The 14,942-nt window shown below is 48.3% G+C and carries 13 protein-coding genes; 3 read left to right on the top strand and 10 right to left on the bottom strand.

What is annotated here, in order from left to right; genetic code table 11:
* Positions 1 to 38 precede the first annotated feature (38 nt).
* From foxA to pepT, 7 genes are all read right to left on the bottom strand, one after another.
* Positions 39 to 2,147, bottom strand: coding sequence for a TonB-dependent siderophore receptor (gene foxA, locus On2M_RS09080; protein WP_210904688.1), 2,109 nt, complete (start codon positions 2,145 to 2,147; stop codon positions 39 to 41).
* Positions 2,148 to 2,268: 121 nt separating this feature from the next.
* A complete protein-coding gene (locus tag On2M_RS09075; RefSeq protein WP_151224818.1) occupies positions 2,269 to 3,252 on the bottom strand; it encodes an AraC family transcriptional regulator in 984 nt (327 codons plus the stop codon).
* A gap of 197 nt (positions 3,253 to 3,449) precedes the next feature.
* The gene (locus tag On2M_RS09070; RefSeq protein ID WP_151218549.1) at positions 3,450 to 5,009 is read right to left on the bottom strand and encodes a methyl-accepting chemotaxis protein; all 1,560 of its coding nucleotides are present in this window, start codon (positions 5,007 to 5,009) and stop codon (positions 3,450 to 3,452) included.
* A gap of 207 nt (positions 5,010 to 5,216) precedes the next feature.
* Positions 5,217 to 5,456 (bottom strand): hypothetical protein, encoded by a 240-nt coding sequence (locus On2M_RS09065; protein ID WP_151218548.1) that lies wholly within the window; start codon positions 5,454 to 5,456, stop codon positions 5,217 to 5,219.
* Between the two features lie 91 nt (positions 5,457 to 5,547).
* Positions 5,548 to 6,183 carry a DUF2913 family protein gene (locus On2M_RS09060; protein WP_187252964.1) on the bottom strand — a complete coding sequence of 212 codons (636 nt, stop codon included), beginning with the start codon at positions 6,181 to 6,183 and terminating at the stop codon, positions 5,548 to 5,550.
* Positions 6,184 to 6,709: 526 nt separating this feature from the next.
* A complete protein-coding gene (gene dcuC / locus On2M_RS09055) occupies positions 6,710 to 8,071 on the bottom strand; it encodes a C4-dicarboxylate transporter DcuC (RefSeq protein ID WP_151218547.1) in 1,362 nt (453 codons plus the stop codon).
* Complete coding sequence (gene pepT, locus On2M_RS09050; RefSeq protein ID WP_210904687.1) at positions 8,068 to 9,324, bottom strand: peptidase T; 1,257 nt, start codon at positions 9,322 to 9,324, stop codon at positions 8,068 to 8,070. Before pepT ends, dcuC begins: the two co-directional genes overlap by 4 nt.
* A gap of 975 nt (positions 9,325 to 10,299) precedes the next feature.
* Here pepT and On2M_RS09045 point away from each other — a divergent pair.
* The 3 genes from On2M_RS09045 (at position 10,300) to On2M_RS09035 (ending at position 11,666) form a co-directional block, all read left to right on the top strand.
* The gene (locus tag On2M_RS09045; protein ID WP_210904686.1) at positions 10,300 to 10,536 is read left to right on the top strand and encodes a hypothetical protein; all 237 of its coding nucleotides are present in this window, start codon (positions 10,300 to 10,302) and stop codon (positions 10,534 to 10,536) included.
* 115 nt (positions 10,537 to 10,651) lie between these two features.
* Entirely contained in the window at positions 10,652 to 10,909 is a 258-nt protein-coding gene (locus On2M_RS09040; RefSeq protein ID WP_003021255.1) for a YjhX family toxin, read from the top strand.
* 10 nt (positions 10,910 to 10,919) lie between these two features.
* Positions 10,920 to 11,666 carry a class I SAM-dependent methyltransferase gene (locus On2M_RS09035; RefSeq protein WP_210904685.1) on the top strand — a complete coding sequence of 249 codons (747 nt, stop codon included), beginning with the start codon at positions 10,920 to 10,922 and terminating at the stop codon, positions 11,664 to 11,666.
* Positions 11,667 to 11,714: 48 nt separating this feature from the next.
* Here On2M_RS09035 and On2M_RS09030 read toward each other — a convergent pair whose 3' ends face one another.
* The 3 genes from On2M_RS09030 to On2M_RS09020 form a co-directional block, all read right to left on the bottom strand.
* The gene (locus On2M_RS09030; RefSeq protein ID WP_151218544.1) at positions 11,715 to 12,278 is read right to left on the bottom strand and encodes a DJ-1/PfpI family protein; all 564 of its coding nucleotides are present in this window, start codon (positions 12,276 to 12,278) and stop codon (positions 11,715 to 11,717) included.
* Positions 12,279 to 12,519: 241 nt separating this feature from the next.
* Positions 12,520 to 13,110, bottom strand: a complete 591-nt coding sequence (locus On2M_RS09025; RefSeq protein WP_151218543.1) for a YiiX/YebB-like N1pC/P60 family cysteine hydrolase — start codon at positions 13,108 to 13,110, stop codon at positions 12,520 to 12,522.
* 168 nt (positions 13,111 to 13,278) lie between these two features.
* Complete coding sequence (locus On2M_RS09020) at positions 13,279 to 14,667, bottom strand: APC family permease (RefSeq protein WP_151224814.1); 1,389 nt, start codon at positions 14,665 to 14,667, stop codon at positions 13,279 to 13,281.
* Between the last annotated feature and the right edge of the window lie 275 nt (positions 14,668 to 14,942).

Below are 14,942 nucleotides of genomic sequence, written 5' to 3'. Positions count from 1 at the left end.
GCCGGATAACGTGTCAGCGCCGCTATCCGGCTGAAGCATCAGAATTTCCAGGACACGCTACCGACAATGCTACGCTCGGCGCCGAAATAACAGTATGAGAGCGAATTACAGGCCGCAACGTAACGCTTGTCGGTCAGATTGTTGACGTTCAACTGCGCGCTCCAACCTTTAATACCAATACTCGTTAAGTCGTAGCCAACCGCCATATCCACCAGCGTGTAGGAAGGCAGGGTGTGAGTATTCAGGCGGTCGCTGGTAATACCGTTGACGTAACGCACACCAGTGCCCAGCGTCAAACCGTTCAGCGGGCCGCTTTTTACATCGTAACTCAGCCAGGTACTGGCCTGATTACGCGGCGCGTATACCGCGCGCTTGCCCTGCTCTGCCGGGCTGCTTTTCTTATAACGAATATCGGTATAGGTATATGCCGCCTGCAGACGGAAACTCTCCGTCAGTTGGCTAATCGCCTCCAGTTCTATCCCTTCAGACTCAATTTCCCCAATCGAGCGATACGGATCGGTCGGTTCTTCTTTGGTGGCGATATTGGTTTGATTGATACGGAACACCGACGCGCTAAACTGGCTGTTGAGTCCCTCCGGCTCATATTTCAGGCCGGCTTCCCACTGCTTACCTTTCATCGGGTCCAGCAGATTCCCGTTCTCATCAGCAAAGCTGGTTGGCGTAAAGGCAGTGGAATAACTCACGTACGGTGCAAAACCATTATCGAACAGATAAAGCAGCGCGGCGCGGGTGCTGAAGTTGTTTTTATCCAGGTCGCTGCGGGTATCGTTTTGCTTATCAATGTTAGATACGCTGACTTGATCGTAACGACCACCGAGCGTAATACGCCAGCGATCCCATGACATCTGATCCTGCAAATAGTAGCCCGTCTGACGTAGTTTGTGCTTCTCACGCGCATACATGTTGATGTACTCAGGCTTTGCACCATACACCGGATTAAAGGCATCAATCGGCGGAAACGCCCCGTAGTAGCCGGTGGTATTGTTACTGCGATCCTGATAGTCGATCCCCACCAGCAGACGGTGGTTAACCTGCCAGGTATCAAAGCTGCCATCGAGCTGGTTATCCAGCGTAATCGCCGACATTTTTTCATCAGAACCGGAGTAGCCGCGATTAAGCTCGGCTTCATTCAGCCAGCCTGCCGCATACACCTGGTTCAGTTCAACGTCGGTATGCAGATAGCGCAGCTTTTGCCGTACCGACCAGCCGCTGTCGAACAAGTGCTCAATGTTGTAGCCCACCATGTTTTCGCGACGATCGTATTTATCGTAATCATCCTCGCCTTCATAAAAGGTGTTGGAGATCTTTTGGCCGTAATGTGGAACCACGGTACCGTCATACGGCAAACCGGAGTGGCTACCACCTTCGGGGTCACGGTGCAGATAGGCCATCAGATCCAGACGCGTTTGATCGGTGATGCGCCAGGTGAGGCTCGGCATCAGCGCGTAACGTTCTTCCTTCAAGGGACCAAACTGCGAGTCCGCATAACGCGTCATTCCACTCAGTCGTGCGGCGACGCGATCGTTATCATCCAGCGCCCCGGTAACGTCAAACGCCGCGCCGCGCTGGTTGTTGTTGCCAGCAAACAGCTTCACTTCTCCGCCCGCATCAAACGACGGCTTACGTGATGTCAGCGCCACAATACCGCCCGGAGAGGAACGGCCATACAGCACGGAAGCCGGGCCGCGCACCACTTCGATATCTTCAAGGAACCACGGATCGACCACCAGCGAGATGTGTGAGTTGGTGTCGCCCATCATCTTCAGACCATCGAGATAGACGTTGTCCAGGCTGCCATCGGAGAAGCCGCGCAACACAATGTAGTCAAAGCGGTTGGAGGCGCCAATCTGGTTGCTGTATACCCCCGGCGTATAGCTAACGGCCTGACGCACGCTGGTTGCGCCCTGCTCTTCAAACTGTTCGCGGGTAATGATGGATACCGATTGCGGGGTTTCAATATCCGGCGTGGCAAGCTTAGTAGCCCCGCTCTGCATTTGCGAGGTGACAACGACCGTATCGTTTTTTGTTGTTTCCTGCGCCAGCAGAGGAAAAGCTACGCTACCGGTCACCCATCCCACCATCAGCGCCAACCGAGTCTTCGCGAACATGAATATCTCCCAAGGCATGTCTAATTGTAAGTGAGAATTATTACCCTTTTGCTGGCAGAGATAGCTATGCCGGATGCCAGGTTGCCTATGCGCAGTGCCAAATTGTCAGGCAGAAACGTGCGCAAAACGCAAAAATGGATTAGCAAAGTTTGAGCATATCGCCCGGCGAAAAGCCGTAACGACGACGAAAAGCGGTAGAGAAGTTAGTCGCGTGCTGATAACCCGACATCCAGGCCGCCTGCTGTACGCTGTATCCTTCCAGTAAATATCCGCGCGCACGTTCCAGACGGCAATCGCGCAGGTAGTCAAAGACGGAACAGCCATACGCCGCACGGAACTTGCTGCGCAGGCTGCTGGGACTCATCGCTGCGCGTTGGGCCAGTGCACTGAGGGTGTAGTCATTCTCGGGACTCAGCTCCAGCAGTCGGCGCACGATCTCGAGGCGCTGCTGTTCGCTGCTGGCGGCCTGGCGCTTACCGCTCTCCAGCTGACAAATGCTGAGGCCGTGGCCAAACAACTGCAGAATTAGCCCTTCCAGCATCAGTTGGCGAGAAACATAGCTGAGCGTACTTTGCTGGGCATACTGTAATCCGCTAAGCAAAAAACCCGGCACCTGCCAGATAAGCGTCGGCGTCAGGCATCTTTCCCACTCGCGCATCAACGCCTCCAGCAACCCCGTACGCCACGCGCCATCAGGATACAGCCCCAGCGATAACGTACGCAGTTTGCAGTGCGCAGCGTGACGGGCATTCATGGTCTGGTGTTCGCTAAGGCGCGAGCTAAACGCCATCCCGGAGCGCACCACGTGTTCCAGCCCGTTGATCGTCAGGATCACACAGCCTTCCAGCACCACCAGCATATACAGAGGGCTACTATGACGGGAGGTGGTTTCGTAGGGTTGCAGCACCTGGACATCAGAGTGGGTGACGCACATCCCGCAGGGTAATGTCATCTCTTCGACATTCCCCTGCAGTACGGGACTGGAGTGAAGTAAAGCTGGCTTTTGCGACAGTTGCGGAAAGCGGTAATCAATTCCGTAGCGCTCACCAAAATCCATAAATTCACTGACGGAGTAGGTACGTGTCAGGCGTGCGGATGTATTTTGGCCGGTGGTGTTGTTCATGCTCTCTTCTGCACAGAAAATGGGATTAATGGTTTATGACTGATAGCAACATTACCATTCCGCGCAGAACACAACAATAATAATGAGAACCATTATCAATTAAGTGATAAAAAGTTTCTCAGTAGCCAGCCATCTCATCAGGCTGAATAACCCACTGATGAGATGAGCAGCGCCTGGTTAACGTCTTGAATACTATGCTACGATTTTTCTTCCACCTGGAACACAGCCACCGCCTCAGATAACATTGCCGATTGTTCTTCCACGCTGCCAGTCGTCGCAGCAATTTCTTCCACTAACGAGGCATTTTGCTGGGTCACCTGCTCCATTTGAGTCACGGCAACACGGATCTGCTCTATGCCGCGACTTTGTTCCCCTGATGCTCCGGATATATCTTCCATTAGTACATTAATGTTGCGTATTGCCTTCGCAATATCCGCCATCATGGCGCCACTATTTTCGGCTATTTCCACCCCTTCTTTGACGCTAATTGCCGCTTTGGCAACCAGTTCACTGATCTCTTTCGCCGAGGAGGCGCTGCGCTGCGCAAGGGTTCGGACTTCACTCGCCACTACGGCAAACCCACGCCCGGACTCACCCGCGCGTGCAGCTTCCACCGCCGCGTTTAATGCCAGGATATTGGTTTGAAAAGCAATACTATCAATAACATTGGATATTTCGTTCACGCCTTGCGCATTTCGGCTGATCAGGTGAATTTTCTCAACCATATCGCTCATTAAACGCTCACCACGCAATGCCATTTCCGTACTTTCACTGGTCATGACGGATGCCTGATGTGACTTATCCGTATTATTTTTTGTGGTAACTGAAATCTGCTCCATACTGGCTGCCGTTTCCACCACTGCCGCAGCCTGTTGTTCCGTACGGGTTGATAAATCGGAATTACCGGAAGCAATTTCCTGCATACCGACATTAATCGATTCAACACCATCACGAATAGTGCTGACAGTCTCCCGCAGGCCGTTTTGCATATTATGCAAATTTAAGCACAATACCCCGATTTCATTGTTACCCGACACCTTGACAGGATGGCTTAGATCACCTTTACCAATCCGCTCAAAATGCTCAGATACGATTTTTAAAGGCTGAATGATGGTCCGGTTCAACCAGAAGTTACAAATAAAGAAGATAAGCACCGTAATGACCAGGATCACCGATACCTTCAGGATTGAGTTATTAAACTGAACGTGTGTTTGTGCAACGATCTTCTCACCAATCAGCATTGTTGACTGGTAATAATTCGTCACTTCGTTATCAAAATTTTTGCGGGCCGCGAGCAGTTCTGCATTAGCATTTTCTTGTGTATTAATCACACTATTGCTGGAAAGCGTCACGTTTAATTTATCAACAGACTTTTGTTCAGCATCCATTTGTTGCTCAAAAGCCGTTCTGATAATTTTACCGATTTGCGGATCGTCAGCAGTCAAGCCAGGAATCCCCCAGAAAACATCGAACTGTTTTCTGGCATACGCCAGCTGATCTTGCACCTGTTGTAATGTCTGTTGGACATCAGTCGGATTATGTTGTTGAATATTATCAAGCACGCTTCTTACTTTATAAACAGCCTCAACGACATTATGCAGTGTATCCTGCTCCTTAATGATATTATGTAGTAACAAGGTGTTTTTTTGATTTCCTTTGAGATCTACCAACTCAAATCCATTGGAAAAAAACTGCATGAAAGTAAATAGCAACAGCAATAATAACAGGCTGGTTTTAATTCTCATATCCTTTAACATTTAAACATCTCCATAACAATAAAGTCATCTGCGACTTAATAGTTATCGACACATCACGCAATATCTTAACCTGTAAAATGGTTAATTATTAGAAAGTTTCCGCATTCATTCTCACGTAATAAATTAATTACACAGGTGTACATACTGCGATTAACAGCCACCCTTTTGTATCGGCAATAATAAGGCCAAAACCATTCAACATTAATATTACTTATAGATATGAACGGTAACCTCTTCCTGATAATCGACGGGCGCCCGCACCCAGGACAACGAATCAACAACGATCTGCGCCATTTCATTTTCTAAACGTAACAAAGGTGTACTGGCTTCTGGCGCGCCTGTGCTTTCAGCTATCTCGAGAACTCCGCGAAAAGAAATGGACACGCTGTCTGGAATATCAGATAACCTTATCCATTCGCTGGTAATCACTAACTTTCGAGTAAACATTCGCTATCCCTGGAACGTGGTTTATATCCGATAATCTCACATGTTGATCAACACAATGTTTTAATTAACAGCACACTGCTCATTTCTTCAGTTAAGCATTACTTACCAAAAGAAAATGGAAGTGATAAAATTCATTTGAAATGTGCTTTACAAACTCAGCCGGAAGGTTATGTTTAATGAAAGTTAACTTGGCAAACTCAACATCACCATATACCCGGATACAGAATGGTTTGACAATCTCACCCTGTACGCCAAAACACTCCTGAAGCCGTGTGTCATCCATAAAAATAAAATCACCTGCTCTTACTTTAATCTTTTCATGCAGATCACGCCACTTCTCTGGCGTAAGCAGAAAGCTTTCCCAGCCATTATTTCTCAATACCTCAATCGAATGAGTAAACTTAAAGTAGTCATTTTGCATCGATACATCACCACTCGACGTTGAGTATAGATATTCTATTTTAAATTTAAGTTGCGCATTGAGACTTTTTTTCTTTCCTTCATCAATTAACCATTGAAGTTCATTGACGACGTTCCTTGAGAAGAGCTTTCTTTTTTTAGCGATCGCCAGCCATTGCATAATAAAAAGATGCTCTGACATTTTAGAGTGAATCTTGCGGTCCTGTATTGCGATACCAATTGCGACTAATGCACTCCAGGTAAATGCTTCAAGATCATCCTGATAATGGTGTCGTAACGTACTAACTTTTCCTGAATCCCTTACCACTTAAACCTGCCCAAATAAATCATTGATACATGTAAACATTGCATTATTCCATTTGAAAAATTACTACAACTAAAAACATCAAAATATGATCCAGATTAAATTATCACTATGTAATAAAAATGCAATTTCAATACATTATTCTTATTAATCATTGATGACAGTGTGGTTCAGCAATAAATAATAAGAATTATATAATAAAGACAAAAACTAATAATACTTACCAGTTATCAACTCCGCCTTTCGTTAGCAATATGATTATCATAAAATTTCAAAAATTGCTGATTTGAGGAAATATCCTGGCATGTTCCGCCTGACATTCCAGGAAATCCCCCCTTTCAACACAAAACAGACTTTAAATATCCTGATGAAATCACATTTTTGCCTACGCAACGCAACGGATAGCCTCGCGGCCACAGGCCGTTTTTTTTAAAGAGGTATCAGTAATATTAACGCTTTTAATTTCGTCCAATACAAAAAAGCCCCCCCCCGAGTCGATGCACAGGAGGTTGGCTTGTCTCAGATACCGTTAATAGAAAATACCGATGATCAGGGTGTGAGTCACAAACCCCACAATCAACGGTACGGCAGTACGCTTCACCACATCGAATGGGGTTATTTTCGCCCCACTGGAAACGGCAATCACCACGCCGGAAACCGGCGAAATTGCCCGGCCCATATGCGACGCCTGCTGCATCGGCAGGATCATAGCAACGGCGTTAGCGCCCATGCTGGCGGCGATTTGCGGAATGAGCTCAACAAAGGCGAGGAATGGTGCATTCCCCGAGCCCATAATGATAGCCGCGGCCAGCGTCACCAGCGCAAACACCACCGCCATAGCAAACGGCGGTAATCCCACGTGTTCTGCCATCAGAATGAGTTGATCGATCGCACCGATTACTTTGATGCCGTGAGCAAAAACCCCTGCAGCAACTAGCAGTCCAACCACACCGGTAAACGCGGTCCCCATTCCTTTGAGGAAATGGCTGAACCCTTCGCATACCGACTTTAAATCACGCACTCGAATCCATTCAATCAGCATACAAATGGTCATTGAAATAAGGACAATAGTGATGATATTCAGGTTAATCCCCCTGACGAACATTTCGGATGATCCCACAGCCATCAGTATCGGAAGCATGGGGAGCAGTGCGTAAAAAGCAGGGGCTTTTCCTGAGTCAGTCACCTCAGCGCTCCCTATTTCCCGCGGTAACGTCCCTGCTTTACGGTCGCAATGCCGCTGCCAGAAAAAATGACATACCCCGACGACCAGAACCGTAGCCAGCGCGGCGGGTCCCTGGTGGTAGACAACATATTCCACCACATCCATGTTCACCGCTTTAGACCCCCTGATAGCATCGATTGCCGTCGGGGTGTATGCCACGCCAAGCGAAGTCGCAATGACCCCGGCAGCTGAGGCTGCTGAGAGGCCTAATCCCAGCATAATGGGGAACATCGTCCCCATCAGCAATACGGCAAGCCCGGTTGCTGAAGGAATGGCCAGTTGCAGAAGGCTGGCGAGCAGGTAGGAGAAAAAGAGCAGCACATAGGGTGAACGCAGCGCCCGTAAGGGTTTCGTGACGACACGCACGACCGCTTCATTTGCGCCGATATGATCCATGTAATGCGCAAATCCCATTAACGCCATGATCATCAGACCGAGATCGGCGGCGCGCGTGCTGAAGAGATCGCGCATCACCTCAAAAGGATCGAGAAATGAAATTCCCGTACTGGCAACGCCCTTCGGTAATACGGAACCCCATCCGGTTAACGCGGTGCAAATCATCAGGACTAAGCCTGCAATGAATAGTACGGGCTCAGCGCGATAACCTTTCAGAATCAGACGCGCGACCACCACGATAACCAGTAGCGCTATTAACACCTGAATCATGGCTGGGTTCCCCGCTGCGCGAACTCAGCATAAGTTTCCTCAATGACAGCCACCACAACATCACTGGCAGCCCGAAGGGAACGCACCGGCAAATACTCATAAATTGAATGGAAGTTATGAGCACCGGTGAAAATATTTGGGCATGGCAACCCTTTCTGCGACAACACGGCACCATCATATCCGCCACGCATGGCGACAGGGGCTGGCGTTATGCCGCATTTCTGATAAGCGCGTAATGCAATATCAATCGGATAACGCGCATCACCCTGTAGGCTATTAAACACATTCTGATAACGATCGGCTAAATGACAGACCACGCTGTTTTCTCCCCACAGCGCACAGGTGCTGACGGCAAGCTGGCGGATAAACGCCATCCGTGCCTTATAACCTTCTTCACTGAAATCGCGGATATCCAGCTTAAGTACCGTGCGGGCACTGTTCCCCTGCAGCTGTTTTACCCAGTAATAACCTTCGCGCCCTTCCGTATACTCAGGCGCTTCTCCCCCGGGTAGCATGGAAATAAACTTATGCGCCATCAGCAGCGAGTTCTTCAGCTTACCTTTGGCCGACATTGGGTGTGCGGACTGGCCGGTAAAGATGATTTCCGCATCACCCGCATTCCAGTTCTCGTAAACAAACTCACCGATACCGCAGCAGTCCAGGGTATAGCCAAAATCAGCGCCAAACGTGGCAACATCAAACGCTTTTGCGCCACGCAAGCCCTGCTCCTCATCCGGGACAAACCCCACTTTTACCGGCCCATGTTTAATCTCCGGGTGAGCGACCAGATACGCAAGAGCATTCATGATCGCAGCGATGGCGGCTTTATCATCAGCACCTAACAGACTGGTCCCGTCGGTCACCAGCAGGTCATCACCGATATAATTTTTCAGTTCCGGGAATTCACTTTCGCGCAGGTAAATATTCAGCGCTTTGTTCAGGCATAAATCCCCACCGAGATAATGCAGGCGCTGTGCTTTGGTGTCTGCGGTTTGTTCCGCACTGGTATCCAGATGACCAAAAAAGGAGACGACCGGAATTGTGTCGTCGGTATTTGCTGGTAGGGTTGCCGTCACAATAGCGGTATCCCTGACCTTAATGTTTTCCATTCCTAATGCTTCAAGTTCTGCTGCAAGCAGTTTTGCCAGTTCCATTTGACCGGGAGAAGAAGGCATTATCCCATTAGCGCCGTTTTCCCGTGACGTCGTGGTATTGATTTTCGTGTAGTTAATAAAACGTTCAACAATATCCATTCCTGGAGATCCTTTAATTTGTCATTTACGAGGTACTGCGAGAGGTGTTCGGCATGCAGCGCGGGTTGAATTATCTGAAACCAAATAAAATCAGCGTTCATCCTGGAACGCTGATTTTATGGGCATTACGACAACGATTTATGTAAAGGAAGATAAAAAAGGCCAGTAATTATACCTGTGATTATAAAACTCCTTTCTGATTGATAAAATCATATTCCCTGTCTGTTTTTACTGCTATTTCCCATGGCGTGAAGCTAACAGAAGTCATAAACAGTATGCCTAACCTAAGAGATAATAGAAATCATTTAGATTACTGTGTTCTGTATTGGCACAAGACATACTATCGCTATATTTTTTTAATGAACAAATACTGTATCAGCTACATGCAACCGTTTGCACCTCTCTACAAATAGCCACTTAGCACACTAAAATCCGTGAACAAAATCACAATTACCTCAAAAGCAAAAAACTTCTATCACACTGAAAAAAAGGCAGTTATAAGAAAAACTATATAATACCCATACAAACATAGTTACATTTATACTATTTCAGTACGAAATAGCTTCAGAGTAATACGATTACAACACAGCCGTAGACTTCGACAAAACAGCATCGTCATAATTAAGAAAACAAAACTTAAATATTAATAACATTAATATTTAGGTTTCTATTTATGGTAATTAACCAAATAACACCCAGGCAAAAAAAACCTCTCCCCTGAGAAGAGATTCAGGGCAGAGGCAATACGGGTGTCAAGGACATACTTATAGTTTTAATGATAACAGAAGAGCTTCTTGCAGGATCGAGTATACACACTTAGCCACGTTAAGAAAATTCCCAAAACCATCAAATTGAAAATTTGATTTAAAGCTACAATTATAATACAGGAGTATTTATCAAAGTGTTTAAACAACCAACAAGAAGATTAAATCAAACTAATCAATGATGTAATACGGATAAAAGCAACAATGCTGCATGGCTACCGATAACGTTACTGGTGATAATGGAACATTAAATTACTTTAATGAATCAATGCGTTTTCACTTAACGAAAATTAAAAAGTTAGTAAATAAAAGAAATACAATTTCTCGTTACAGATCACACTTACTCCAAAAGGGGTTTTCCCCTGAAGTTCCTTGCTGGTATGATTCAGCAGGTAAATACCTTTCAACTCAACCCGAGGCTTTGATGCTGGAGAATGTAATCATCTGATAATCAGCTTCCCGACCTTTTCAGGCCGGACTGGTTATCAATGCGCCGAATTCGAATGCGGACACCGTTGTGTGTTTGCACGTTTTGCACATGATGATTAAACAGGTTTTCCAGTATGAATTTATCCCGTCAGGAACAACGTACTTTACACGTTCTCGCCAAAGGTGGCCGTATTGCTCACGTCCGTGATGCCTCAGGCCGCGTAACTTCTGTCGAATGCTATAGCCGCGAAGGGCTGCTGCTCTGCGACTGTACCCTTGACGTATTCAAAAAGCTCAGAACCAAAAAACTGATCAAATCCGTCAATGGTCAGCCCTACCGTATCAATACTACCGGGCTGAATAACGTTCGCGCCCAACTGGATAATCGCTAAGGAGAGAGAAATGGATATCCCGAAGATTTTTACTATCAGCGAAAGCGCACATCGCATCCATAACCCGTTTACCGCGCAGAAATACGCTACGTTAGGTCGGGTTTTACGGATGCCCCCGGGCACCCGCATTCTGGATCTCGGTAGCGGTTCGGGTGAGATGTTGTGCACCTGGGCACGCGATCACGGTATTTCCGGCTTGGGTATCGACATGAGTCTGCTGTTCAGTGAGCAAGCTACCCTGCGCTCCAGGGAGTTGGGCGTCACTGAGCACGTGCGTTTTATTCATGCCGATGCAACGGGGTATATTGCCGAAGAAAAATTTGATATCGCCGCCTGCATTGGCGCGACCTGGATTGGCGGTGGCGTCGCCGGAACGGTCCAACAATTGAAGCAGAGCCTCAAACCAGGCGGGATCATGCTCATCGGCGAACCGTACTGGCGTCAGATCCCCGCAACGGAGAAGATTGCCCAGGCCTGCGGCGCTACTGCGATGGCTGATTTTCTTTCTCTGCCTGAACTCGTTTCGTCTTTCGGCCTGCTCGGTTACGACATGGTTGAAATGGTACTGGCTGACCAGGAAGGTTGGGACAGATACGAGGCGGCAAAGTGGCTGACGATGCGCCGGTGGCTGGAGGCAAACCCGGAGGATGAATTTGCCCCAGAAGTTACAGAGCAACTGAGAAGTTCACCAGAACGCCACGTTGCCTTCACCCGGGAATACATTGGTTGGGGCGTGTTCGCCCTCATGCAGAGGTAATATGCGCAGTCGGTATAGCCGGACGGGTTATACCGACGTTCTCATCGCTTACTTCATTAATACTTCCACAAATTTAGCCAGCCATTGCGGATGCGCTGGCCATGCAGGTGCGGTAATCAGATTGCCATCAACGTGGGCCTGATCAATGCCAATATCTGCGTAATGTCCGCCGCTCAAACGAACTTCTGGCGCACAAGCCGGATAGGCGCTACAGGTCCGATTTTCTAACACCCCCGCAGCAGCTAACAGCTGAGGTCCATGACAAACCGCAGCGATGGGTTTATCAGCAGCATTGAAATCTTGCACCAGTTTAATGACATCCGGATTGAGTCGGAGATATTCTGGTGCTCGCCCACCGGGGATTAGCAGCGCGTCGTAATCTACCGCCCGCGCGTCAGAGAAATTCGCGTTCAACGTGAAACGATGCCCGGGCTTTTCACTGTAGGTCTGCGCCCCATCAAAATCATGAATAGCAGTTTGAACGTAATCACCCTGACTTTTATCCGGACAGACGGCATCAACACGATGGCCCAGCATTTGCAACGCCTGAAAAGGCACCATCGTTTCATAATCTTCGACATAATCCCCGACCAGCATCAGTATCTTCTTCATTCGTATCCCCTACTCCCGGTTATTAATGATGAGAAATAACGGCCTCCTTTACTATAGCCCACACGTCTCACGGCATTAATAAATACAGCAGAAAACACCGTCACCCGACGTCTGAAAGTAGTTATCCTTGTCCCTCCGATATAGGCATGTGATGATTCACCGCCGGCTGAACCCATTTTAATCTCTGTAATGATGCCGTGATTGCACCACTATTAGATACTATTCTGAATAATGGCGGCCTTTACAATATTCTATTTATCAAAGAAATATGAGAATCCTGCCATACATCCTCAGGGCTAATAAATCCTTTCGGATTATATGCAATGTTAACTCCGGCATTGTTGAAGCAAGCGTAGACGAGTTCAGAGCAAATGTACTCCCTGTCCTTTTTCGCTTTTCCTTTCCCAAGTGCGATCCTCGCAAGGATGCGTGCTATTTCTTCTTTATCATATGGGCGGGTTAGCTCATTAAGACCAAAAGCGGCTATTTGCTCAACGGCAGATTTAGCCAACGTATCATATCGAGCAAGAACAGCCCGGCCTTTATAAGGTTTTCCAATATCATCATAATCAGATAGATATTTTGATAATGGAGCGAGTCGTACCCCCATATCTTCCACGCTTTCCAGGAGCAACACGCGATCTATTTGCGGTAAAACAAAAACAATCCCCACATGGCTCCATGGCGAATCCGTCACCTTTTCAATTGCTTTTGATACCAGGTAGTCTCCGGAGGCGAAAAAAAGGTCACCTGATTTTAGCGTTTCACGCAACGTGGCATAATTAACCACTTTCATCGCTTTGACTTGTGCTAAATCAATATGCTTTGGCATATGAACCTCGAAGAGAAAAAGGGTGGCATTAAAAGCTTATCCAACCTGGTGCCATACCTCTCTACGAAGAATTTACGAGGCCCGAACTCTTTTTACAGCTGAGGGCGTCCCTGACGGCACGCCCTGTGGTTTACGCCCGAAGGGACATTTAGCTGAATGTTATTTCTATCACTCCCAGGCGCGCTCAGATTTCGCAGCGTCAAACTGCGGCGGCGGTTTGCGAAAGCGTCCGGTCAGGTACGCGAGATAAATCAGCCCTAGCCCGGCCCACACCAGCCCAAGCGTCAGCGATGTCACCTCCAGGTTCACCCACAGTACGGCAACGGTAGCAGCGCCGACCATCGGCAGTACCAGATAGTGCAACTTTTCCTGCCAGGTATGCTTACGTCCTTCACGACGCCAGAAGTGGTTAAACACGGAAAGATTAACGAACGTAAAGGCCACCAGCGCGCCAAAGTTAATCAACGCCGTGGCGGTCACCAGGTCAAAAAACAGCGCCGAGAGTGCCACAATCCCGACCATAATGACGTTCAGCGCAGGCGTGCGCCATTTAGGATGGACATAACCGAAGTACTTCTCCGGAAAGACATTATCGCGGCCCATCACGTACAGCAGACGCGAAACGCTGGCATGCGACGCCAGACCGGATGCCAGCGTATTCACAAAGGTGGTACACAGAAAAATAGACTGGAACAGTTTGCCGCCGACGTACAACGCAATCTCCGGCAGCGCTGCATCCGGATCTTTAAATCGACTAATGTCCGGGAAGAACAACTGCATAAAGAACGAGGCGGCAATGAAGATCAGTCCGCCGTACAGCGCGGTGAGAAAAATGGCTTTCGGGATAGTGCGTGCGGCATCTGGCGTCTCTTCTGAAAGCGTCGTCACCGCATCAAAACCGAGAAACGAAAAGCAGACGATGGTCGCCCCGGTAATAATCGGGATCAGATGCGCATTCTGACTGACAAACGGTTGCAGCGACCAGACGGTGCCGACCCCTTCGCCTTTATGCAGCCCCTGCACCACAAGGAAAATGAATACCACAATTATCGCGACCTGCACCAGTACAAACAGTGCATTAAAGTTCGCCACCAAATTAACGCTTTTCAAATTTGCCGCGGTGAGGATCGCCACGAACACCACCACCCAAATCCATGGCGCAACCCCCGGGAACAGCGCGGAAAGGTAAATTTTCGCCAGCAGAACGTTAATCATCGGCAGGAAAAGATAATCAAGCAGTGACGACCAGCCAACCATAAACCCTACATGCGGGTTGATCGCTTTTTGCGCATAGGTGTAAGCCGAACCGGCTTGTGGAAACTGGCGTACCAGCTTGCCGTAACTGATGGCGGTAAACAGTACACCCGCCAGAGCCAGCAGGTAGGACGCCGGAACATGACCATTACTGATACCTGAAACAATGCCAAAGGTATCAAACACCGTCATCGGCGTGAGGTAAGCCAGCCCCATCACCACCACCTGCCACAGCTTGAGAGATTTGCGCAGCTGTGCTTTGCCTGGCTGGGCTGCGAGATCCGCAGAAGAATTAGTCGACATAGCTTTCCTCCCCGCTACGCGCCCAGATCTGCGTTCGAAACGTGGGTACAGCAGATCGGGGTCGTGTCGGGGCGAACCGCCAAAAATAAGATGTTAATGTCATACGGTACAAAAGTGGTCCGTAATTACTGCGGGAGCCATGGATGCTCACGCGGGGCGGGTTTTTAAACATTGGCATCATCACATTTCCTCGTCACAAACTCTGTCGGTTATCTGAAGACCCGTTGTCGCCCGCGCTCCATTACGCGACATCCGGGAAATGGCAGGTAGTCCTG

The organism is Citrobacter sp. On2M, from assembly GCF_018035235.1.
Lineage (GTDB): Bacteria > Pseudomonadota > Gammaproteobacteria > Enterobacterales > Enterobacteriaceae > Citrobacter > Citrobacter meridianamericanus.
Note: the sequence above shows the minus strand (reverse complement) of the source record. Positions and strands in the feature narration are given on the sequence as shown.